The organism is Corynebacterium sp. 74A, assembly GCF_008930665.1.
GTDB lineage: Bacteria > Actinomycetota > Actinomycetes > Mycobacteriales > Mycobacteriaceae > Corynebacterium > Corynebacterium megadyptis.
This window is the reverse complement of sequence record NZ_PQMG01000002.1, coordinates 116,698-139,917: the sequence shown is the minus strand read 5'-3', so window position 1 is coordinate 139,917 and position 23,220 is coordinate 116,698. Positions and strand designations below refer to the sequence as shown.

Annotated in this window: 18 protein-coding genes; 8 read left to right on the top strand and 10 right to left on the bottom strand. The window is 63.1% G+C overall.

The features are described 5' to 3' along the window. Position 1 precedes the first annotated feature (1 nt). The gene (deoC, locus tag GBB11_RS03620) at positions 2–655 is read left to right on the top strand and encodes a deoxyribose-phosphate aldolase (RefSeq protein WP_151549845.1); all 654 of its coding nucleotides are present in this window, start codon (positions 2–4) and stop codon (positions 653–655) included. Then, the gene (locus GBB11_RS03615) at positions 656–2,290 is read left to right on the top strand and encodes a phospho-sugar mutase (RefSeq protein WP_151549846.1); all 1,635 of its coding nucleotides are present in this window, start codon (positions 656–658) and stop codon (positions 2,288–2,290) included. 107 nt (positions 2,291–2,397) lie between these two features. Here GBB11_RS03615 and GBB11_RS03610 read toward each other — a convergent pair whose 3' ends face one another. Both GBB11_RS03610 and GBB11_RS03605 read right to left on the bottom strand, forming a co-directional pair. After that, on the bottom strand, positions 2,398–3,828 hold the full coding sequence (locus tag GBB11_RS03610; RefSeq protein ID WP_151549847.1) for a GuaB1 family IMP dehydrogenase-related protein: 1,431 nt from the start codon (positions 3,826–3,828) through the stop codon (positions 2,398–2,400). A 130-nt stretch (positions 3,829–3,958) separates the two neighbouring features. Next, positions 3,959–4,615: a heme oxygenase (biliverdin-producing) gene (locus GBB11_RS03605; protein ID WP_151529837.1), complete on the bottom strand. Its 657-nt coding sequence runs from the start codon at positions 4,613–4,615 to the stop codon at positions 3,959–3,961. A 378-nt stretch (positions 4,616–4,993) separates the two neighbouring features. Between GBB11_RS03605 and GBB11_RS03600 the strand changes: the two genes are divergently transcribed. Next, positions 4,994–7,717, top strand: coding sequence for an ATP-dependent Clp protease ATP-binding subunit (locus tag GBB11_RS03600; protein WP_151549848.1), 2,724 nt, complete (start codon positions 4,994–4,996; stop codon positions 7,715–7,717). Positions 7,718–7,726: 9 nt separating this feature from the next. Next, entirely contained in the window at positions 7,727–7,897 is a 171-nt protein-coding gene (locus tag GBB11_RS03595) for a DUF4236 domain-containing protein (RefSeq protein ID WP_151529835.1), read from the top strand. 247 nt (positions 7,898–8,144) lie between these two features. Here the strand turns inward: GBB11_RS03595 and GBB11_RS03590 are convergent, their stop codons facing one another. From GBB11_RS03590 to GBB11_RS03580, 3 genes are read right to left on the bottom strand one after another with little or no spacing between them, the layout of a single operon-like run. Further along, on the bottom strand, positions 8,145–9,929 hold the full coding sequence (locus GBB11_RS03590; protein WP_151582268.1) for an HtaA domain-containing protein: 1,785 nt from the start codon (positions 9,927–9,929) through the stop codon (positions 8,145–8,147). Positions 9,930–9,962: 33 nt separating this feature from the next. Then, a complete protein-coding gene (locus GBB11_RS03585; RefSeq protein ID WP_151549850.1) occupies positions 9,963–11,051 on the bottom strand; it encodes a hemin ABC transporter substrate-binding protein in 1,089 nt (362 codons plus the stop codon). Continuing rightward, positions 11,052–13,121, bottom strand: coding sequence for an HtaA domain-containing protein (locus GBB11_RS03580; RefSeq protein WP_151549851.1), 2,070 nt, complete (start codon positions 13,119–13,121; stop codon positions 11,052–11,054). It abuts the gene before it with no gap. Positions 13,122–13,198: 77 nt separating this feature from the next. Here GBB11_RS03580 and GBB11_RS03575 point away from each other — a divergent pair, with 77 nt between their 5' ends. Both GBB11_RS03575 and GBB11_RS03570 read left to right on the top strand, forming a co-directional pair. Continuing rightward, on the top strand, positions 13,199–13,633 hold the full coding sequence (locus GBB11_RS03575; RefSeq protein ID WP_151549852.1) for a hypothetical protein: 435 nt from the start codon (positions 13,199–13,201) through the stop codon (positions 13,631–13,633). A 165-nt stretch (positions 13,634–13,798) separates the two neighbouring features. Then, positions 13,799–16,513 carry an HtaA domain-containing protein gene (locus GBB11_RS03570; protein ID WP_192796369.1) on the top strand — a complete coding sequence of 905 codons (2,715 nt, stop codon included), beginning with the start codon at positions 13,799–13,801 and terminating at the stop codon, positions 16,511–16,513. 75 nt (positions 16,514–16,588) lie between these two features. Here the strand turns inward: GBB11_RS03570 and GBB11_RS03565 are convergent, their stop codons facing one another. The 3 genes from GBB11_RS03565 to GBB11_RS03555 all read right to left on the bottom strand — a co-directional run bounded on the left by GBB11_RS03565 (position 16,589) and on the right by GBB11_RS03555 (position 19,457). Then, the gene (locus GBB11_RS03565) at positions 16,589–17,359 is read right to left on the bottom strand and encodes a heme ABC transporter ATP-binding protein (protein WP_151549854.1); all 771 of its coding nucleotides are present in this window, start codon (positions 17,357–17,359) and stop codon (positions 16,589–16,591) included. Between the two features lie 46 nt (positions 17,360–17,405). Further along, positions 17,406–18,479, bottom strand: coding sequence for an iron ABC transporter permease (locus GBB11_RS03560; protein ID WP_151529828.1), 1,074 nt, complete (start codon positions 18,477–18,479; stop codon positions 17,406–17,408). An 87-nt stretch (positions 18,480–18,566) separates the two neighbouring features. Next, the gene (locus GBB11_RS03555; RefSeq protein ID WP_151549855.1) at positions 18,567–19,457 is read right to left on the bottom strand and encodes an A/G-specific adenine glycosylase; all 891 of its coding nucleotides are present in this window, start codon (positions 19,455–19,457) and stop codon (positions 18,567–18,569) included. An 81-nt stretch (positions 19,458–19,538) separates the two neighbouring features. On the opposite strand from GBB11_RS03555, the gene GBB11_RS03550 reads away from it, so the two are divergent. Together GBB11_RS03550 and GBB11_RS03545 are read left to right on the top strand one after the other, a co-directional pair. Further along, on the top strand, positions 19,539–20,168 hold the full coding sequence (locus tag GBB11_RS03550) for a carbonic anhydrase (RefSeq protein WP_151549856.1): 630 nt from the start codon (positions 19,539–19,541) through the stop codon (positions 20,166–20,168). A 99-nt stretch (positions 20,169–20,267) separates the two neighbouring features. Continuing rightward, entirely contained in the window at positions 20,268–20,933 is a 666-nt protein-coding gene (locus tag GBB11_RS03545; protein WP_192796370.1) for a hypothetical protein, read from the top strand. A 3-nt stretch (positions 20,934–20,936) separates the two neighbouring features. Here GBB11_RS03545 and radA read toward each other — a convergent pair whose 3' ends face one another. Together radA and GBB11_RS03535 are read right to left on the bottom strand one after the other, a co-directional pair. Then, positions 20,937–22,355, bottom strand: coding sequence for a DNA repair protein RadA (gene radA / locus GBB11_RS03540; protein WP_151549857.1), 1,419 nt, complete (start codon positions 22,353–22,355; stop codon positions 20,937–20,939). A 168-nt stretch (positions 22,356–22,523) separates the two neighbouring features. Further along, positions 22,524–23,078 (bottom strand): hypothetical protein, encoded by a 555-nt coding sequence (locus tag GBB11_RS03535; protein ID WP_151549858.1) that lies wholly within the window; start codon positions 23,076–23,078, stop codon positions 22,524–22,526. Between the last annotated feature and the right edge of the window lie 142 nt (positions 23,079–23,220).

Here is a 23,220-nt window from a genome sequence, read left to right as displayed (position 1 = left end):
TATGAGCTTGAACCGAGCAGAACTCGCCCGCTATATCGACCACACCCTGCTGAAGCCGGAGGCCACCCGCGCCGATTTTGAGGCTCTCGCCGCCGAGGCCGGCGAGCTAGGAGTGTTCTCCATCTGTGTCTCTCCCTCCGAGCTGCCCATCACCGCCCCCGAGGGTGTTGCTGTGGCCACCGTGTGCGGCTTCCCCTCTGGTGCCGTGCAGTCGGAGATCAAGGCCGCTGAGGCCGCGCTGTCGGTGCAGCAGGGCGCCGACGAAGTGGACATGGTGATCAATATCGCCGATGCCAAGGAAGGCGACTTCGAAGCCGTGCAGGCCGATATCGCCGCCGTGCGTGCGGCCATCCCGAGCGCGCTGCTCAAGGTGATCATCGAATCCGCCGTGCTCAACGACGAGGAGATCGTGGGCTGCTGCCAAGCCGCCGAGGCCGCTGGGGCTGACTTTGTTAAAACCTCCACCGGATTCCACCCGGCCGGCGGCGCCAGCGTTGCGGCCGTTCGCCTCATGCGCGAGACCGTGGGCGACCGCCTCGGAGTGAAGGCTTCCGGCGGGATCCGTGATCTCGCCACCGCCCGCGCCATGATCGACGCTGGGGCCAGCCGTCTCGGCTGCTCCTCCTCCGCCGCCATTCTGAAGGAGTTGGACTAAATGACTATCGATCGTTCTCGGATCGCTCGGTGGATCGAGCACGACCCCGACGAGACCACTGCCGCCGAGCTGCAGCGCCTGCTCGACGCGGCTGATACCGAGGAGCTCGCCGCCCGCTTCGCCGGCCCGCTGGAGTTCGGCACCGCCGGTTTGCGCGGCCGCCTCGAGGGCGGTGAGTCACGGATGAACGTGGCGACCGTCTCCCGCGCCACCGCCGGCGTGGCCGCATGGCTGAACTCTCAGGTGGAGCGGCCCGTGGTGGTGATCGGCTGCGATGCGCGCTATGGCTCCGCCGGTTTCCACCAAGCTGCCGCAGAGATCTTCGCCGCGGCAGGGTGCATCGTGCACCTGATTCCGCCGCAGCTGCCCACCCCCTTCACTGCCTTCTGCGTGCGTCATTTCGATGCCGATGCCGGCGTGATGGTGACCGCCTCGCATAATCCGCCCAAGGATAACGGCTATAAGGTCTACCTCGGTGGCCGCGTGGTAGATAGTGATGCCGCCAAGGGCGTGCAGCTGATCAGCCCCGCCGATAAGGAGATCGCGGAGCTTATCGCCGCCGCCCCAGACGCCGATGAGATTCCGCGCCGCAAAGAAAATATCGAGCCGGTGGCCGAATCGGTGCTGGAGGAGTATCTCTCCCGTGCGGTGAGCCTGCGCCGGGGCAGCGGGGAATCCGATCTGCCCATCGTGTTCACCGCCATGCATGGTGTGGGTGGCCGCGTGCTGCAGACCGTGCTCTCCCGCGCGGGATTCAGCGCGGTGACGCCGGTGGCTGAGCAATTCGAGCCCGATCCTGATTTCCCCACCGTGGCCTTCCCCAACCCGGAGGAAGACGGGGCGCTGGATCTCTCCATCGCCACCGCCGAGCGCTCCGGCGCCGAGCTCATCCTCGCCCTCGACCCCGATGCGGATCGCTGCTCCGTGGCCATTCCTACCGCCGAAGGCTGGCGCCAGCTCTCCGGCGATGAGGTGGGCGCCGTACTCGCCGAGGACATCGCCCGCTCCCACGAGGGTGACGACGCCACGCTGGCGGCGTCGATCGTGTCCTCGCGCCTGTTGGGCAAGGTGGCAGAGCGCCACGGCCTGCGCTTCCAGCCCACCCTGACCGGGTTTAAGTGGATCGCCCGCACCCCAGAGATGATCATGGGCTACGAGGAAGCACTGGGCTACTGCACCGATCCGGAGATCGTGCGCGATAAGGATGGCATCACCGCTTGCCTGCGCGTCGCCGATCTGGTGGATCGCCTCCGCGCCGAGGGAAAGAGCTTGCAGGATTTCCTCGACGAGATCGCCGCAGCCTATGGGCTGTATGTCACCTCGCCATTGACCTTCCGCATGTCCGACCCGGCGGCCATCGCCGCCGCCCTGGAGCGGCTCAAGACCACTCCGCCGACCACGTTGGCGGGCGCAAGCGTAACGGATTTCTCGGATCTCTCCGCCGGATTCCGCGGGCTGCCGCCCACCACCGGATTCTGGGTGGAAACCGATGGCGGCGATCGCATTGTCGCCCGTCCCTCTGGCACAGAGCCGAAGCTCAAGTGCTATCTCGAGGTGATCGCCTCTGATCGCGCCGCCGCTGAACAGCGGCTAGAGCAGCTCAAGGAAGAGTTCGCTGCAGCCCTCGGACTCTAATAACCGCGCCCTTGCCGTTTACGTCTGTTGACGTCTGCGATGGCAGCATCCTCTGATGAGGGTGCTGCCATCGTTGTCATTGTGGGGGGCGTGCAGAGTGGCGGGGTTTAGCCGCGCGAGGAGCGGGGCTTGCCCTCCTGGTAGCCGGCGGCAGATTGAATACCCACCACGGCGCGCTCGTGGAACTCCGGAATCGAGGCGGCACCGGCATAGGTGAAGGAGGAGCGTACACCGCTGATGATGGAATCCACTTGGTCCTCGACCCCGCCGCGGGCAGGATCGAGGTAGATACGCGCAGAGGAAATGCCTTCTTCAAACATTTCGCGCCGGGCGCGCTCGAAGGCCTCGGTGCGCTGATTGCGGTTTTCCACCGCCCGGCGTGATGCCATGCCGAAGGACTCCTTGTACATGCGCCCATCGGCGTCGTGCATGAGATCGCCCGGGGATTCAAAGGTGCCGGCGAACCACGAACCGATCATCACATTCGAGGCGCCCGCAGCAAGTGCCAGCGCCACATCGCGAGGATCGCGCACCCCGCCATCGGCCCACACATGCGCCCCGAGCTCACGGGCCGCCGCCGCGCATTCGAGTACCGCCGTGAACTGCGGGCGGCCCACGCCCGTCTGCATGCGCGTGGTGCACATCGCGCCCGGGCCGACACCCACCTTGATAATGTCGGCGCCCGCTGCGACGAGATCGCGTACGCCCTCGGCCGTGACGATATTGCCGGCCACAATCGGAACCCCTGGATCCATTGCCCGCACCCGCTTTACGGCGGCGATCATGGAATCCTGGTGGCCGTGTGCCGTGTCTACGACCAAGACATCAGCGCCGGCGTCGACAAGCACGCGCACGCGCTGCTCAATATCGCCATTGATGCCGATGGCAGCGCCCACCCGCAGCCGCCCAGAGTCATCTACTGCGGGGGTGTAGACCGTGGCGCGCAGCGCGGAGGTGCGGGTCATGATCCCCGCGAGACGGCCCTCGCTATCGACCACCGGGGCGAGCTTGCGGGAGGCATCCCGCAGCCGGCTAAAAGCCTCTTGCGGATCAATATCCGTCGGCAGGGTGAGTAGGGAGGTGGCCATGAGCGCGCCCACCTGGGTGAAGTTATCGGCGCCCACAAGGTCCTTTTCCGTAATAAGGCCCACCGGTTTATCCTCCGCCACCACGATGGCGGCGCCATGCGCGCGCTTATGAATCAGGTTGCGGGCATAACCCACGGTGTGGTGGGGCTTGACCGTGATAGGGGTATCGAAGGTGAGGTGGGCATCCTTCACCGTGCGAATCGTCTCTGCGGCAATCTCTGCGGGCACATCCTGCGGCAGGATTGCGAGCCCGCCGCGCCGGGCGATCGTTTCCGCCATGCGGCGACCAGCGACGGCCGTCATATTGGCCACCACGAGAGGAATGGTGGTGCCGGTGCCGTCACTGGTGCTGAGATCAACGTGCATACGCGAGCCCACGGAGGAGCGCGAGGGCACCATAAACACGTCGGAGTAGGTCAATTCATGGGTAGGTTCTTCGAGAAAACGCATACCCCGTACTCTACGTGCGTGCCAGGACACTACTCGTTTCCGGCTCTCGGCGCGCGTGCTCGGCGGAGCCACTGGGTGCGGGCTGCTGCGGCGGCGACAACCAGCGCAGCGCCCACCACCCAGCAGGGGGTTAGATCCCAGTGAGCTCCTTGAGATCGCCAAAGACCTCCATATTGTGACGGAAGGCGCGGGCAGCCTCGTCGAGAACATGCTCGCGCTGCGCCTCGGTGAGCTGCAGATTATCCAGCTTCTCGCGGTAGGAGTCCTTATACTTCTTGGGCTTGTCGATGCCGATGAAGCGGTAGAAGTTCAGCGCCTCCTCATTCACCCCGTAGTGGCGCTTGAGCATCACCGCAATCACCTGGCCGCCCGAGAGATCGCCCAGATAGCGCACATAATGGTGTGCGAGAGCCGCCGGTCCATCGGCCAGTGCGCCGATCTCCGCGAGGCGGACGCAATAGCGGGCGGTGGCGGGAAGCATGGTGAGATTTTCCCGCCATGTATCCGAGCCGTGCAGGGCACGCAGATCCTTGCGCAGTTGCGGCAGGCGCATCAGCGTCTCGTCATAGATGAGCGCGAAAATCGGATCATTTTGCAGGCCGCGGCTCATGGACTCCAGAGCGGCATAGAACTGATAGGTCTGCTCCAATAGGGCGGTGTAGGCGGCGACATCGAGTTCGCCGCCGACTACCTTTTTGATGAACTCGGCGTTTTCCGCCAAGTCGTGGGCCTGGGCGGTAGAGGCCTTCAATGCTAGGGACAAGGGCTCGGCAACAGAGGCAGTCATGAATGTCCTTTCACCAAGGGTGGGGCAGTGGTGAGCCCCTACGAACTCGGTGCGCTGCGCAGCGAATAGGAGGGAGCTCAACCCCCACACAGAAAATGTTAGAGTGTAGCCTAACCTTATAGTTTTTTGAGGGCAAGGAGCGAGGCGCGTTGAGAACGCCTCGCCCTGCGTGTTCGCTACAGGCGTACACCTTCCACAAGGCGGCCTGAGCAGCACAAACATGCGCAGGGCTGCCGTGGGAGGAGGTGCGGCAGCCGGCGACGGGGATGACCACCGCCGCGCGCGCGTTAGAGTGTGTGTAGCGAATAACACCAGTTGAATGAGCCGGCGCGCGTACTATCGCGCGCGGCTTATGAAGTAAAGGGGACACACAACACTATGTTTGAGAGATTTACGGACCGAGCCCGTCGAGTGATCGTGCTAGCGCAGGACGAAGCTCGCATGCTTAACCACAACTACATTGGCACCGAGCACATCCTGCTCGGTCTTATTAGCGAGGGTGAAGGTGTAGCCGCGAAGGCGCTCGAGTCGATGGGCATCTCTCTCGACGCTGTGCGCCAAGAGGTCGAGGAGATTATCGGCCACGGCACCCAGCAAACCAGTGGGCATATCCCCTTTACTCCACGCGCCAAGAAGGTGTTGGAGCTGTCCCTGCGTGAGGGCCTGCAGATGGGGCACAAATACATCGGCACCGAGTTTTTGCTGCTCGGCCTCATTCGTGAGGGCGAGGGCGTAGCCGCACAGGTGCTGGTGAAGCTCGGCGCGGATCTGCCGCGCGTGCGTCAGCAGGTTATCCAGCTGCTCTCCGGCTATGAGGGCGGCCAAGAAGGCTCCGAGGACGAGGGTGGCGCCGCACCTGCCGGTGGCAAGGTGCTCGGCGCCGGTGCAGCCAGTGGCGGCCGCGGTGGCGGTGGCGCTGGTGAGCGTTCTAATTCCCTGGTGTTGGACCAGTTCGGGCGTAACCTCACCCAGGCCGCCAAGGATGGCAAGTTGGATCCCGTGGTGGGCCGTGAGGACGAGATCGAGCGCATTATGCAGGTGTTGTCTCGCCGCACGAAGAATAACCCCGTGCTCATCGGCGAGCCCGGTGTGGGTAAGACCGCCGTGGTGGAGGGACTTGCCCTCGACATCGTTAATGGCAAGGTTCCGGAGACCCTCAAGGATAAGCAGCTCTACTCGCTGGACTTGGGTTCTCTTGTGGCCGGTTCTCGTTACCGCGGTGACTTCGAGGAGCGCCTGAAGAAGGTGCTGAAGGAGATTAACCAGCGCGGCGACATCATTTTGTTCATCGACGAGATTCATACCCTCGTGGGTGCCGGCGCCGCCGAGGGCGCCATCGACGCTGCCTCGCTGCTGAAGCCCAAGCTGGCCCGCGGTGAACTGCAGACCATCGGTGCCACCACCTTGGATGAGTACCGCAAGCACATCGAAAAGGATGCGGCCCTCGAGCGTCGTTTCCAGCCGGTGCAGGTTCCCGAGCCGTCGGTGGAGGACACCATTGAGATCCTCAAGGGACTGCGTGACCGCTACGAGGCGCACCACCGTGTCTCTATCACCGATAGCGCCCTGTCCGCAGCCGCTAATTTGTCCAACCGCTACATCAATGATCGCTTCTTGCCGGATAAGGCCGTGGATTTGATCGATGAGGCGGGTGCCCGGATGCGCATTAAGCGCATGACCGCCCCCGACTCCATCCGCGAGGTGGATGAGCGTATCGCGAGCGTGCGCCGCGAGAAGGAAGCCGCGATCGACGCCCAGGACTTTGAGAAGGCCGCCGGCCTGCGCGATAAGGAGCGCAAGCTGGGTGAAGAGCGCGCCGAAAAGGAAAAGCAGTGGCGCTCTGGCGACCTCGAGGACATCGCTGAGGTCAGCGAGGAGCAGATCGCGGAGGTGCTCGGCCACTGGACCGGTATCCCCGTCTTCAAGCTCACCGAAGAGGAATCCGATCGCCTGCTCCACATGGAAGAGGAGCTGCACAAGCGCATCATCGGCCAGAACGATGCCGTGAAGGCAGTGTCTCGTGCCATCCGCCGCACCCGTGCTGGCCTGAAAGATCCGAAGCGCCCCAGCGGTTCGTTCATCTTCGCCGGCCCCTCCGGTGTGGGTAAAACGGAGCTGTCCAAGGCTCTGGCAGAGTTCCTCTTCGGCGAGGAAGACGCCCTCATCCAGATCGATATGGGCGAGTTCCATGACCGCTTCACCGCCTCCCGTCTCTTCGGTGCCCCTCCCGGGTATGTGGGCTATGAAGAGGGCGGCCAGCTCACCGAGAAGGTGCGCCGCAAGCCCTTCTCCGTGGTGCTTTTCGACGAGATCGAGAAGGCGCATAAGGAGATCTACAACACCCTGTTGCAGGTCCTCGAGGATGGTCGACTCACCGACGGCCAAGGCCGCGTCGTGGACTTCAAGAACACGGTATTGATCTTCACCTCGAACTTGGGCACCCAGGACATCTCCAAGCCGGTGGGCTTGGGCTTCACCGGCACCTCGGAGATGGACCACGAGGCCCAGTATGAGCGGATGAAGCAGAAGGTGGATGATGAGCTGAAGAAGCACTTCCGCCCCGAGTTCCTCAACCGTATTGATTCCACGGTGGTGTTCCATCAGCTCACCCGTGATGAGATCGTGCAAATGGTGGATCTTTTGATCTCCCGCGTGCGGGATGCGCTCGCCGAGAAGGATATGGGTATCGAGCTCACCGATAAGGCCAAGAACCTTTTGGCGAAGCGTGGCTTTGACCCGGTCTTGGGTGCTCGTCCGCTGCGTCGTACCATTCAGCGCGATATCGAGGATGCTCTGTCCGAGCGCATCCTCTTTGGCGAGGTCGGTGCCGGAGAGATTATCACCGTCGATGTCGAGGGCTGGGACGGCGAGTCCAAGAACACCGACGACGCCACCTTCACCTTCACTCCGCGCCCGAAGCCGCTGCCGCAGGAGACTTTCTCCGAGATCTCCCCCGAGGCTGCCGCCGCGATCAAGGAAGTCAGCGACGCCGCCGAGGAGGATGTTCCCGAATCCGATAACACCGTGGTTCCTGCGGCGGATGACGAGGACAATGCCGATACTAGCGGCGAGGACGATGACTCCCGCGGCGAGAACAACTAGGAGATAACCATGGGAATCACGTTCCGTAAGCGCAAGAAGGTGGGCAAGAACTCGTGGATTAATTTCTCGGGTTCTGGCGCCTCCACCTCCACCAAGGTTGGGCCGGTGACCTTCAACTCTCGCGGTGGTGTGTGGGTGAATCTGCCGGGTGGCCTCACCTACCGCGGCCGCTGGAAGTAGTCCCGCCGCACAGCGCGCACTCCCCACCGAATGGCATAGCCCGTTCGGTGGGGAGTTTTTAGGCTTATCGACGCCACCCTCTGCCCACCTCACTCGTTGCCCAGAGGTGAGCGGGCAGGGGAGTGGGTGGGCGTATAAGAAAACTGCTCTCCTTCCCCCTGTGACGAGATAAGTAGGGGAGGAGAGCAGTGGTCTAGTGGCAGTGGGAGGCGAATCCCTTTACTGTCCGCGCACTAGCGTGAGGACGCTAGGCGTTCTTCCGGCGGTGAGCGAGGAAGACGGCAGCTGCACCGGTGAGGATCAAACCGAGAGCCATGCCGGTGGTGCTCATCACCGAGGCGCCGGTGTTTGCAAGACCGGAGGAGCCGTGCGAGTGATCAACATGAGTTCCGCCGTGGGAACCATTGTTGTCGTTCCCAGCTGGAGCCTCGTGGTTGTGATCGTCAGTGGAGCCGTGGCCGTCAGTGGACGGCTTCATACCACCGTCATTGTCGGTGTTGGGCTTGTGGCCGTCCTCAGGCTTCGTACCATTCGAGTCATTGTCGTGACCCGAGGTGTGGTGGTCGCCGGGGGTTTCGGAGTCGCCGCCGTCAGCGTCGCTGTTGTCGGCATCGCTGTTGTCAGCGTCGCCGTTGTCGGAGTCGCCGTTGTCAGCGTCGCCGCCGTCGGCATCGCTGTTGTCGGTGTCGCTCTCGCCAGCGTCGCCGCCGTCAGTATCGCCGGGGGTTTCGGTGTCGTCGTTGTCAGCGTCCCCGGGGGTTTCGGAGTCGCCGCCGTCAGCGTCGCCGCCGTCAGCGTCGCTGTTGTCGGCATCGCTGTTGTCAGCGTCGCCGTTGTCGGTGTCGCCCTCGCCAGCGTCGCCGCCGTCGGCATCGCCGTTGTCGGTGTCGCCCTCGCCAGCGTCGCCGCCGTCGGCATCGCTGTTGTCGGTGTCGCCCTCGCCAGCGTCGCCGCCGTCAGTATCGCCGGGGGTTTCGGTGTCGTCGTTGTCAGCGTCCCCGGGGGTTTCGGAGTCGCTGCCGTCAGCGTCGCTGTTGTCGGCATCGCTGTTGTCGGTGTCGCCCTCGCCAGCGTCGCCGCCGTCAGTATCGCCGGGGGTTTCGGTGTCGTCGTTGTCAGTGTCCCCGGGGGTTTCGGTGTCGTCGTTGTCAGTGTCCCCGGGGGTTTCGGTGTCGTCGTTGTCAGCGTCCCCGGGGGTTTCGGAGTCGCCGCCGTCAGCGTCGCCGCCGTCGGCATTGCTGTTGTCAGCGTCGCCGCCGTCAGTGTTTCCGTTGTCGGTATCGTCACCGTCGGCATCGCCGTCACCTGGGACCGGCTCGGAATCAGGCTTATCGCAGTCCTCGCCGAAGGTCACAGAGCCCACCTTCAGCGGTGATACGGGCTCCTTCTCGGCGTTGTAGAAGCCGCCAAATGCGACCTTTCCTTCTTCGGTCAGGTAACCGACACCGTCGCTGGTGAAGGTGACGGTCTCGCCCCACTGGCCAGTGAACGGTTCGGAGAGGGTCCACTCTGCGAAACGAACATTGTTCATGGTCTCCCATTCGCCAACGGTCGTCATGCCCTCAAACTTGCGGAACTTTGCATCCAAGTACATCACGGCTTGCGTGCCAGTGATCTCGAGGCGGAAATTGGAGAAAGTATTGTCCAATTTCGCATTCTCGCCTTCTCCGTGCCCGGTGAAGTGGAGGGTACCGGGAACAAACAGGGTCACGGAGTTGGGGTCCGCGGAGTATGCCTGCCCAGCGGTGAACGTCCAATTCTTTCCGCTACCCGCATCGGTCACGGAGCCAGTGGACTCCACGCTGCCGCGGGCGACAAAGCCTGTGACGTAATTAACAAAGGAGTCACGCAGACTCCATTCGAAGGTACCGCTGTGTGCGGCAACGATCTTATTGTCGGCAACACAGCTCTTGTCCTGCACTACCTCTGCGAAGGCGGTGGCGGGGGTGAGGGAGACTGCGAGTGACGCAGAGACTGCACCAGCAAGCGCCATGCGGCGAATACGGGCGCGGGAAGAGCGATTCAGAGACATGATGTCAGATACCTTTCGATATAAGGGTTGGTGTTACTGGGAGTTGGGGTTGTACAGGGCAGTGGCGAAGGCGAGAATCATCTCGCCCGTCTGAGGGCCGAAGCTCAAGGCTTGGCTGTCCGCGATGGTGATGAAGCGTTTATTCTTGGCTGCCTCAGTCTCGGCCACGCCGGGGCGGGAGAGCATGCCATCGATACCGCCGGTGGACTCGAGCCCTTTGGACATCATCACGATGACATCGGGATTGAGCTTGGCGAAGGCTTCGGCATTGGCCGGGGCCATGTCGGCGATATCGGCTTCCTTGGCCGTATCCACCGCGCCCACAGACTCGAAGAGTTCTGCGGTGCCGCTTTCCGGTCCAAGAATGAAGAACACCCCAGAGGAACCTCGCGCGTACACGAAGGCAGCGCGGGGAGCCTGATCGGGGACGATCTCGCTGACGGCGTCGATTGCTTCATCGCGTTCCTTCTCCGCGCGTTCCGCGAGTTCTTCCCCCTCGTCGTCGAGGCCTACGACCCCGGCGATGGTGCGGATGTCGTCGCCAATCGATGCCATCTTCCGGCTCGGATTGATCACCACGGTGGTCACGCCGGCATCGCGGAGCTGGTCAATAGCTGAGTCTGGGCCGATGGAGTGATCCACGATGATCAGAGTCGGGTCGAGAGCCAGCACGGCCTCCACATTGATGTTGTGGCCGCCTTGGGTCACCACCGGCAGCTCCTGCAAGCTGGGCTCTTCGGAGCTGACGGTGCGGCCCACGATGTTGTCTCTGAGCCCCAGGCCCGCAATGGTGCGAGAGGTAGTGCCGTAGAGGTCCAGAGGCATGATCCGCGAGACATCGGTGACGGTGACGTCGTAGCCATCGGAGTCGCTGAGCTCCACGGGAAGCTCAGGGCTGACGTCCTCGGCTACGGGAGTGACATCCCCGACGAGCTGAGTCTCTACAGCTCCGCTATCTCCGATCTCTGCAGAGCTGCTGTTCAGGTTCTGCAACGCCTGCTCGAAACTGGTTTGTTCGGCGCGAGCGTTGTTGTTGTTCTCACCGGGCGTGGATACGTTGAGTCCACATCCGGCGAGCACAACGGAGCCGATGAGGCTCAGTGCCGCGAGGCGGATTTTCACTTAGGCTCCTTTCTTTTGTCGCACCGCGAGGTAGCTGGTTCCGGCCGCCGCAAAGATGAACACGAGGCCACCGGCTACGAGCTGCCATGGGCTCATGCCCTCGCTGACAGAGGCCAGAGTGGTATCTTCCGCCTTCTTGTTCTTCTTTTTGTTCTTGAACTCGACGTCCTTGCCCTCTTCGAACATGGACTCTTCCTCGCCTTCGCCCTCGGCTTCGGCCAGTTCTTCTTCATCGATCACGCCGTCACCGTTGAGGTCCACAGCGTCGACCGAATCGCCATTGGCGAGGGCGTCGGCAGCGGCGGCACCAATCGAGGCCATTCCGCCAGTGCCGCCGGCGGAGCTGGAGGTGGCGGCCGAACCATCGGCGCAGGCGGATTTCCCGCTGAGCTTGGCACGGAAGTTCACTGGATCCATGGCCGTTCCGGGCGGATAGAACTCGGCGAAAGCGCGGGACCCGGCCTGGGTGAGTACCACGTTCGCGGAACCAGACACAGCGGAGCTAGTGGCGTTGAGGCTGTTCACCTGCAGGGTGCCGATAGCCACATCACCGAAGTTGGAGGGGTTGCCCGAGGTGTCGGAGGAGGTGACATTGGCTACGAGCTGGCCCGAGTTGCCCTTGATCACCACGCGTGGGTTACGGATCTTCATGTCCAGTTTCCCCTTGTGGCCATTGAAGGCCACGGTGCCGGAGGTAGCGATCGTGCCGGCGCGTGCATCGGGATCGAAGCTGCCGGATCGACCGGAGAACACGAAGATGCCGCCATTATCGCGAACGCCGCTGGTGCGCCAGCCACCCTTCGCAATCGAGCCGCGAATATAGCTGCGGAAGGATTGCTTGACTCCCCACGCCACTTGTCCCGAGGACACGCCATTACAGGTGCGCGCCGACGCAGACTGTCCGGGTGCGGCCGCCACGGGCTTCGTGCCACCCGCATTGCCGGAGACACCAGGCGCGTTCGGGGAAACGATACCGCCGTCGGAATCGGTATTACCGGGAGTGTCCGCACCCCAAGGGGCGTCACCGAAGGGGTTGCCGCCAGCGTTGCCACCGGCGGGTGATTCGGAGTCCCCGCCACTTGGGCGGGAGTTGTCCGAGTTCCCGTTATCGGTCTCGCGGCCAGGCTGCGGCTTCTTCCCAGAGTTCGTGGAGTCTCCACCAGAATCCCCAGGCGTGGGCTTGGGGGCTTTGCCGCAGGCTTCTTTCACCTTGATGGTGAGGCTCACCGGATCCAGAGCATCGCCGGCGGGGTAGAAGTTGGAAAGCGCATCAGAACCACGCTGGGTGATACGCGCTTCAGCCACGTGCTTACCCGAGGTAATGGGAGCCGTCCGGAACTCGAGATCGGCGAAGTGTACCTCTTTGTCCAGCCCCTTCACTGGGTTTCCTTCGGGGTCTTGGGTGTACATCGAGGTAAAGAGCTTCGCCGTGCGTGGGGAGGTCATTTCCACGACGGGATCTTCGAAGATGGTCTTGAGCAGCCCACCGTGGCCGTTGAACTCCACCTTGCCTTCGCTACGGATCAGTCCCTGAACCTTATCGGTGGTCACAAACCCCTTGTCGATGGGGAAGATGAAGCTGCCGTTGTTCTCCTTCGCTGGGGAGCTGACCTTCCAGCTGCCCTTGGCGATCGGCCCCTTGATGTATTTCCGGAAGGACTCGCGCACACCCCAGGACACATCGCCAGAAATGTTCACGCCTTCAGATGCGGAGCATCGCGAGGGTGAAGATGGCTCGGGCTCGGGCTCGGGGCTGGGCTTGGGGCTAGGGGAGGGCTTGGTGGTCTCCGTCGGCTCGGCGGGGGATGGTTCTGGCTGCGGCCAGCTGCCGGAGGAACCCCACAGGTCTGCGGATGACGATGCCTTGGACTGGCTGGTGCTTGGGTCTGGCTGCTCCTTAGTCGTAGAGGATGTGGCACTGCTTGTCGTTGTGGTGGTGGTGTCTTCCGCCGCGGCCGTGGGAGCTAGCGGCATGACACATGCGGCCGTCAAGGCAGCCGCTGATAACCCCGCTGCCAGTCGGCGGCGGGTGCGCTGCCGACGGACGCGGGGCAGAAGTGAGAGTGACATATACTCACCCCTCCTTTACATGTTTGCGCAAAGGTTAAACCAAGAGAGAAGAAAAGTATAGGGTAGGCTAACGAGACATGTGTTCGGACCAAGATTATTTTGCGCCAGAAAAATGGGACCCAGCAGGGGTCTTAGATGAACATAAATATTATGCTGTTACCCCCATAGAGAGGGGGCTGTTCGCCTTCGTGATGGCGGCAGTGGCGGTGTCCATAACGATGGGGAACGCTTATCTGTTTATTGGATTCGCCACAGCATTGCTGGCCTGCGTTATTGCTATATTCTTTCACCCTCTGCGGCGGCGGTTGCAGGCCATGAGTGTCGCGGAGGAAAGGGTGAAAAGCCCAGCTAAGACAATAGTTGTGACCGTGGCGATGTGGGCAGTGGTGTTTATGCTCATCATTATTTTCTCCGCTTGGACCCCGCCGGAGGAGTGGCTCACAATGGTGGGCTATATAGCTGTTGGCCTATGTTCAATTGCGGCTACTCAGCTCGCTTTGGGCAATGTATGAAATAAACGAATATCAATCTATTCCCCCTGTGGGGGTGTGCCTGTTCTGCGTATATAGATGGGCGTGATCACCCCCTATTGTCCATGTCATCCTACGTGTAGTTACCTCATTAGGAGCAAGGGCAGCCTAACTAGTGGGCTGCGTGGATTATGGAGTGAGGGCACAGTGACATCTTCCAATCGAGCCCAGACTGGAAATATTATTAACCGCACCATCGTGGCCTGCACGGCCGCCACGACCGTCTCTCTGGCGGGGCTGCTCTACCCCAGCGCTATCGCTGGTGTGGTGGAGGCCGGTGGCGGCGAGGTGGCGTCGACAAGCGATAAGCAGCAGAGTGCGGAGTACATGGAGTGGGCGCTGCGCGAGAGCTTCATCAATTATGTGGGCGGCGCGACGAGTGTGAGCGGCGGGGCGAGCAAGACCATCGAGGGCGATGCCCTGGTCGAAAGCGGTTATCGATTCACGCTGAAGAAGGTCAGCTATGACGAGGACACCGCAACCACCCGCGCCGAGTTCAATGGCGCCGTGCACTTCCTGCAATATTGCAACGGATCGACGCCCGCACGCGGCAGCTGCGATCTGGACCTAGAGTTCAGCGATCCGACGATCGTGGTGGGCGGGGACTCCTATCTCGAGATGGACGTCTACGCCAAGCAGTACCGCAGCGGGGACGTGTTTGAGAAGAAACGAGCGCGCATCGCGACGATCAACCCCTCCTCAGCCACGTTCACGCAGGACGGGTCAATGGCGCAGTGGAGCAATCTGGTGCCGACGCTCACCGCCGATGGGGTGCGTGCGTTCTCCAATTTCTACAATCTCGGCAGCCCGCTGGCGCCGGTCTCGTTCGCGTATGAGGGAAGCGGCGGCATGCCGGCCGGTGCGGCAGGCGGACGCAAGCTGGTTGGTGGGGTTCGCACCGATTTGGAGGCGGAATCCTCCCGCGCCGTGATGGTGGGAGACTATCTCGTGCTGGCCACCAAGAGCGGGCTGAGTGTGCTGGATGTGCGCACAATGCAGCAGATTCAGCACCTGTCCATTTCCTCGGATGACAGCGCCTGGGTGGTTTCGCCAGGCAAGAACACGCTGTTCTTCCTCGATGACGGCGCCGTGAAACAGGCTACCGTGGGGCCGAAGGGTCTGGAGAACATCACCGAGGTGATCGCGAAGGACGAGGCCGGTACCATCACCGGCATCGCCAGCGCTCCCACCGAGCATGGCTGGGTGCTCTACGCGCTGCGCAATGAGGGCGCCGGCAATGCCACGCTGATCACCCGCAGCTCCGATGGCACCCGCAGCGACCGCGCGATCGCCAATGTTCGCTCCAGCATTGACGGGCTGGATGCTGCCTCCGATCAGGCGTTGGGCTCCGTCTACGGCGAGAGCTACTCATTCGCTCCGATGCGCGATATGGCTGTGCTTGATGACGGTTCGCTGCTGTTCTTCCCCGCCTCTGGGGTGGATCAGGACGAGGACACTTGGCGAGTGCCGCCGCTGCGTATTGATCCCGCCGCCGACAACCTCCAAGCCACAGTGGTGCCTGGCAGCGATTCGGTGGCCGCCGACATGCGCCCCTCGGGCATGGCTGTTTCCGGGGGCACGGTGGCCTTCTACAACAGCGGCTACACCACGGGATCCCAGGTGCAGTTCTTCACCTACAACAACGGTGAGCTCACTCCGCTTGGCGACGCCGCCCGCATCGGCGAACTACACAGCATTTCAGGGGTTGTGCCCCTCGGCGATGGCACCGCGGTAGTGACCGCCGAAAGCGATGGCTCCCTGAATGTGGTGGATATGCGCACCTTGGAAGTCATCGATAAACAGACCATTCCGAACACCAAGGGCACCAGCGGCACGACCCGCGTGCTTCTAGTCCGCAGCCCCGAGGACATCATCACCGGCGGCGTGGTCACCGACACCACAACCTATAAGGACTTCCTCGAGGTCAATCGCTTCGCCACCAGCGAGGCACTGGCTGTGGATAGCGAAGCCGAGGATGAAGAACTCCTCGGCGAGGAGGATGAGGACACCGAGAGCGAGGACGCTGAGGGCGAAGAGAGCGGTGAGAGCACCGAGACATCCGACGCCGCCGAGCCTGAGAAGGACAACGACGCATCGGAATCCGGAGACACGGATGCCAGCGAGACCTCCTCGGAGCCGAGCCCGAGCGAGGATCCCAGTACTGACCCCAGCGAAGAGCCGAGCGAGGACCCCAGCGAAGAGCCGAGCTCCAGCACCGAGCCGAGCGCTGAACCTAGTGACGAGCCGAGCTCCAGCGCAGAGCCGAGCGAGGACCCCAGCGAAGAGCCCAGCCCCAGCACGACCGCTGAGCCTGGCGCAGAAGACATGGATGACGGTGAGGCCGAAGAGGGCGATAGCGAGGATGCTCCGGAGAGCACCTCTGAGCCAGCCGAGGACAACGAGACGAGTACTGAGCCCTCGGAGTCGAGCAGCACCACCGAGACTCCCGAGCCGAGCCCTGCCGCGCCAGAGACCTCGGTAGAGGAGACCCCTGACGCCGAGGACACCACAACCGCCGAGGCCCCGTCTTCCGAGAGCGCTCCGTCATCGTCGAGTGTTTCCTCGTCGAGCGAGACCAGCGTCTCCCCCGAGTCCAGCGTTGTCAGTCGCCCCGCATCTCAGGGCGTGGAGACCCCAGCTGATACACAGCACGCCCCGAAGCCGGTTGAGAACTCGGCGGCGCCCACCTCCCCGCAGGGGCGAGAGGCGGCGAGTGCAGGCTCTGCCGCAGAGGAGAAGTCTGGTTTGGCCCGCACGGGTGCGGCGGTGCGCGGCATGGCGATTGTCGCCGGACTCATCAGCGCTGTTGGTGTGGCGTTGATCGTGCGTGCTCGCGTGCAGCGGTCGAAGAACGAGCGCTAAATACGCAGCCTCGATACCTAAAGAGAAACAGCGGTGAGCATTCACCGCTGTTTTTCTATTCTCGCCTTCGCCGCTTTAGCGCGGACGAATCCACGGGTGATCGCCCTCCCAGGTGACGTCGATGTCCCAGCCGTAGACAGAGCTGAGAATCTCGGGGGTGCACACCTCGCGTGGGGTGCCAGAGACCACCACGCGGCCGTGTTGCAGCAGCACGAGGCGATCGCAGTGCCGAGCAGCGGTGGCGAGATCGTGGACGATGATGAGCACCCCGCGGCCGGTCTGGGCGACGCGACGAATGGTGTGCATGGTGGCCTCGGCCCAGCCGATGTCCATGGCAGCGATCGGTTCGTCGAGAAGCATCGCCTGCGATTGCTGTGCAATCACGCGTGCCAAGGCGGCCCGGGCGCGCTCACCGCCAGAAAGCGTGGAGACTTCGCGGTGGGCGAACTCGGTGAGATCGAGCAGTTCGAGGGCCTCCTGCACAATCTCCGCGTCGCGGTCCGGATCGGGCTTCCATGGGGTGCGGCCCATGGCCACCACGTCCTCGACGGTGAAGGAAAAGGCCACCGAGGTGTCTTGCAGCATCACCGAACGCAGCTGTCCGGCTTCCCGCGGTGAGGTTTCGGCGTAGCTGCGCCCGGCGAGCTGCACCTCACCGGAGTTGGGGGTGTAGTCGCCGGAGAGTGCGGCGAGGAGGGTGGATTTGCCGGCGCCATTGGGGCCGATCAGCCCGAGCACCTCACTGGGCTGAAGGTCGATGGAGATATCGCTGAGCAGGTCGCGTTCCGTGTTATCCACGGTGATGCTCACGTTCAGATTCTTCGCTGATAGCAGGGGAGTGCTCATGGGGTACTCGACTCGGTGTGTCCTCATACAAACAGGGGTGGTGGGTTTAGAGCTGGCCGCGCTTGAGCAAGTTGCGGCGCAGCAGCACGAAGAACATCGGCCCGCCCACGAGGGCGGTGAAGATGCCGATGGGTAATTCGGAATAGGGGATGAGGATTCTGGCCACCAGATCCGCGCCGGTGACGAGGGTGGCGCCGCCGATCGCAGAAAGCGGCACCAGCCAGCGATTCGAGGGGCCGATACCTTGGCGCAGAATATGCGGCACGATCAGCCCGACGAAGGAGATGATGCCGGCGAAGCTCACCGCTGCGGCGCACAGCGCAGTGGATAGGGCGATCACTCCTGGGCGCAGCACCTTCATATTTGCCCCGGCATGGGCGGCGGCGCGTTCGCCGAGCGCCAATAAGTCCAGCGAGGGGGAGATGCGAATAGCAAGAGCAATGCAGACGGCGATGGGAATAAGGACTGTCACCACGTGTGGCCATTGGGCGCCGTTGAGCGAGCCCATCTGCCAGAAGATGATCTGCTCGCGGGAGGTGGTGGGCGCCAAAAACACCAAGAAGCTAATGGCGGCCCCAGCGACGGCATTGACGGCGATGCCGGTGAGGATCAGAGTCACCACTTTGACGCTGCCGCGGATGGAGGAGAGCAGATACACCAAGGCCGCGGTGGCGATACCGGAGATAAACGCCAGCACGGGCACCGTCGCGGTGGAGACAAATACGAGGTTGAACACGATGGCCACGGCCGCGCCCACGGCGCAGCCACTGGTCACGCCGATCACGCCGGGTTCTGCCAGGGGATTGCCCAATAATCCTTGCAGCAGCGCCCCCGCTACGCCCAAGGCGGCACCAACGAGCAGCCCTAAAACAACGCGGGGCATGCGCACATTCCAGATCACGGAATGGGTGGCATCCACCCCAGTGTCGCCATAGGGCCCAGCAAATAAGGATTCGATGGTGCGCTGTGGGGCTATGCCGTACTGCCCCAGGGCGATATTGGCGATTATGCTGAGCAGGCAGGCGCCGATGAGCGCGGCGATCCAGAGGGTGCGATAGCGCTGGCCGCGCGGGCGCTGGGCGGCGTCGGCGCGGCGACGTCGAGTGGCGAGGGTAGTCATGGGCTCCCTTAGTACGCAGACAAAATAATAAAGTAAGCCTACCCTGTAGCCAAGGTCATCTGCTGGTTGCTCTCCCGCGCCGTGTTCTTAGCGCGGCAGGGCGAAACGATCGTCGGCTACCGCTTCGAGTAAACCGTCATCGAGCAGCGAAAATAGTGCCCGCGCTAGCTGTGCCTTGTCCTCCCACACCGCATCGATCTCTGCCCGCTCTACCTGTTTGTGGGCGCGGGCTAAGGCCATAATCTTTCCCCGCACTTGGCGATCGGTGCCCTGGAATTTCTGCACTCGCTTCTTGCTGGCCTCTAGTTCCGCCGCGCTGGGCTCCGGGCAGCCCGCGAGCTGCCAGCGACAGCTGTTCAGCAAGGGGCATTCCGCGCAGCGCGGCGAGGAGGCGGTACAGACCAGTGCGCCGAGCTCCATGATGGCGGTGGACAGCTCCGCGGCGCGCTCCTCTGCTGCGGCATCGGTGCCGGCGGGCAGCAGCGCCTCCACATCGGCTAGGTCCTTCTTGCGGGCAGGTCGGGGCAGATAGCGGCCGTGCACTGCCCGGGAGATGACGCGCCGAACATTGGTATCAACCACCGGAACGCGGCGTCGATAATGAAAAGCAAGGACCGCCCGAGCGGTGTAGTCGCCGATACCGGGCAGATCCAGCAGCGCTGCAAGATCGGCGGGAACCTCGCCGTGGTGGCGGTCGGTGATGGCCTGGGCGCATTCCTTGAGCCGCAGCGCCCGGCGCGGATAGCCCAGCCGATCCCAGGCGGTGAGGATGTCTGCGGTGGAGGCCTGCGCCACATCCTGCGGGGTGGGCCAGCGCCGCATCCACGCCTCCCACTGCGGTTCGACCCGCGCCACCGGGGTCTGCTGGCTCATGACCTCGGAGACGAGCACGCCCCAGGCGCTGGTGCTGGGCGCGCGCCACAGCAATGGGCGGCGGTGGGCGGTGAACCATGTCAGAAGTGCGGCCGAGTTAAACATCAGGGTTTATTAGCCTAGTCGGGGGGATATGGGGAGTAATAAGCACCCATGATGTCCTGCCGGAGTGGAAGAATGACACGTATGGGTAAAGCTGAAAACTACAAGACGCTCACTCCGCAGGAAGCCTGGGATGTGTTGCAGGAGGGCAATAGGCGATGGCGGGAGATGAGTCCCGCGTATCCTCGCCAGTGCTCGCAGCGTCGCGAAGAATTGCGTGAGGGGCAGGCGCCGAGCGTGTGCGTATTGGCCTGCTCGGATTCGCGTGCACCCATTGAGACCATCTTCGATCAGGGTCTCGGCGATGTTTTCGTGATCCGCACCGCCGGAGAAACCGTGGACAACGCCGTGCTGGCCTCCTTGGAATTCGCGGTGGAGGGCCTCGGCGTGCCGCTCTTGGTGGTACTCGGCCACCAATACTGCGGTGCGGTTGCTGCCACCGTCGGCGCGCTCGACGAGGGCCCCATCCCGGAGCGTTTCCAACGCGAGCTGGTGCAGCAGGTGGCCCCCTCTGTCATCGAGGCCCGCCGCAAGGGCGGTGACAGCACCGATGACTACGAGCGTGAGCACGCCCTCCAAACGTTGAAGTCGGTCATTCACCGTATCCCCATCATTCAGGAGCTTGTCGACGCCGGCTCGCTCGGTGTCGTCAGCGCGCGCTACCGCCTCGACGACGGTGTGGTGGAGAAGCTCATCGCCTTCGGCGTGGAGTAGGCTCCGGCCAAGGATTCGGGCGCTGAGCTGTAAGAATGAGGCAGACACGCCGGTGTCGTTGCCGGCTGTCTCGCAGGGAGTGCAGTTAAGCTAGAGGGCGTGAACACTCCCAGACCGCAGAAGAGACTGCCCGATGAGATCTACATGCGCCGCCGCGTTGCGGCCGTGGTGATCTTGGTTGTCGTCATTGGCCTGCTTGTGTGGATCATCAGCGCGCTGGCCGGCGGGGACGATAATTCCACCGAACCGGATAACGCTGCACAGACCACCGCCACCTCTGCTAGTAATGAGGAGACGAACACGGACGAGGGCGAAGCTGACTCGGAGGAGGCGTCGACAAGCGTCGAAACCTCCGCGAAGGAAGAGCCGAAGCCCAGCTGCCGCTTGGAGGATCTAGAGATCCGGGCGGAGATGAGGCAATCGGAGTTCGAACCGAACCAGACTCCGACCTTCTACATGATCGTCAATAATCCCACCAAGGCGGACTGCACCATTGACCTGAGCAAGGAGCAGCTGCGCTATGAGGTGTACAACCTCGACACCAGCGAGCGGGTGTGGGCGGACACAGACTGCAACCCGCCGGAGGATGATTCCGATAAGGTCTTCGAGGCAGGGACCGAGACCAACTATGAGGCGCAGTGGTCCAAGACCACCTCGGCACCGGGGCAATGCGATAACCGGCAGCGGGTGCCCAGCGGCGCCTACTTCCTGCACACCGTCATCGGCGATAATGCCTCCGAGGCTGTGACCTTCAACCTGAAATAGCTGCTAGCGCCGAGAATCGAGAGCCACGATCGCATCTTGGATCGTGGCTACTTCTCTAATATCCATCGATCGGGCGCCCTTCGGTGCGCCGGCGGGCAGATTCCCCGCGGGAATCAGGGCGCGGGTATAGCCGAGTCGGCTGGCCTCCACGAGGCGCTTATCGGCGTCCGGGACTCGCCGAATTTCCCCGGCCAAGCCGACCTCGCCAAGCACCACGGTGCGGGAGGGCAGCGGGCGACGATTCATCGCGCTCACCGTGGCCAGCGCCACCGCGAGATCCGCCGCGGGTTCACTGACCCGCATGCCCCCGACCGTGGCGACATACACCTCTTTATCGTCCGAGCGCTTCTGGGCGCGGGCGGCCAGCACCGCCAGGATCATCGGCACGCGGGTGGCGTCGAGGCCCGTGACGGCGCGCCGCGGATTCTTCGATTGTGTGTCTACTAGGAGGGCCTGTACCTCGGCGAGTATCGGGCGCACCCCATCCATGGTGACCGTCACCGCCGAGCCATCGGGGGTGGTGCCCATGTGGGAAAGGAAGAGCCCACTGGGGTCCTTGACCTCCTTGATTCCGGAGGAGGTTTGTTCGAAGCAGCCCACCTCATCCGTGGCGCCGAAACGGTTCTTCATCCCGCGCAGCATGCGCAGCGAGGAGTGTTTATCGCCCTCGAAGTTGAGCACCACATCCACCAGGTGTTCGAGTACCCGTGGGCCGGCAACAGTGCCGTCCTTGGTCACATGCCCCACCAGTAGTACGGGGATACCGGAGGCCTTGGCCATGCTGGTCAGGGCGGCGGTGACCGCGCGCGACTGGGCCACACCGCCCTGCACGCCATCGATATCGGCGGCGGTGACAGTCTGTACCGAGTCCACGATCACCAGCGAGGGCTGGAGCTGCGTGATGTGGCCAAAAATGGTGTCTAGATCCGACTCGGCCGCAAGGTAGAGGCTCTCCCGCAGCCCGCCGGTGCGCTCGGCGCGCATGCGGACCTGCCCCGCTGATTCCTCGGCGGTGACATAGAGGGCGGTGCGGGTGTTCTCCCCCTCACGCTGGGCGGCCCAGCGGGCAGCGACTTCCAGCAGCAAGGTGGACTTTCCCACGCCCGGCTCGCCGGCCATCAGAACCACGGATCCGGGCACAATGCCCGCTCCCAGCACGCGATCCAGTTCGGAGATGCCGGTGGTCATAGCCAGCGAGGAGGTGGGGTCGATGCTGGTGATCGATGCCGCCGCCGTGGTGGGAGTGAGCCCCTGGGTAGAACGAGACGCTGCCGCGCCGCCACGCCCCGTGGCGTGCTGGGCCGGGGCGGCCTGCTCTGTCAGCGTGCCCCACTCGCCGCAGCTGGGGCAGCGTCCCAGCCACTTCGGGCTCGAGTGGCCGCACTCGGAGCAGACGAATGCTGTTTTGGGTTTGCGGGCCATGCAGCAGAGCCTTTCTAGACATGGGAAGTGGGCAAGAGAGGGACAGGCGGAGCAGCGGGGCACGCGGGCAGCGCTGCTACGGCGGGCACGCCAGAATGCAAAAATCCGGCATCATCAACTCTTGGAGGAAGTGTTGAGGATACCGGATAGGGTACGCGCCGTGGTGGTTTAGTTCTCCACTTCGCGTTCGCTCATGAAGGTCTCCTGCTGGTTGCCAGTGACGGTGGCGATCATGTCGATCGTGGCGTCATTGAAGGTGAAGGTGACGTTCACGTTGCCGCCGGCGGGGAAGCCCGGGTTATTCACGGTGGAAGTGGCGTAGGTGATGCAGGCATCGTCCTTGCCCGGCTTCTTCAGGGCCTTAATATTCTGCGCGGTATCGGCCACGAGAGAGCAGTTCTGACCCAGCGAGGGATTAGCGGAGAGCTGCACCTCATTGCCTTCCACCTCGACGGACTTAAGGGTATGCGAGGTGCCACTCGGATCCTGGTTGATCGCAGTGAACTTTAGGCCGGTGGTGGCGTCGTCCTCCACAATCACGTGGACATCCCGCACAGCCATGAGGCCATCCTCGGTGCCAGCGGAGGCACCGTCCACAGCGGCAACCTGATCAGAGGTCTGGGAGACCTGTCCGGCACCGCAGGCGGCGAGTGCAAGGGCCGAGAGGCCGGCCACCGCAGCCAGTCCGGCGCGACGGGCTGCCGAGTTCAGTGGATTCTTCACGTTCAATGCCCTCCATCTAAGGCTTCGCATGGATCTAGATTATTAACAGTCACTCTAGCTAATTCTAAGGTTATTCACACAGTTTCTTCCCCGTACGGGGGCGAGACTGAGACGGGTATTACCGCCTGCTTAGGGCACACTA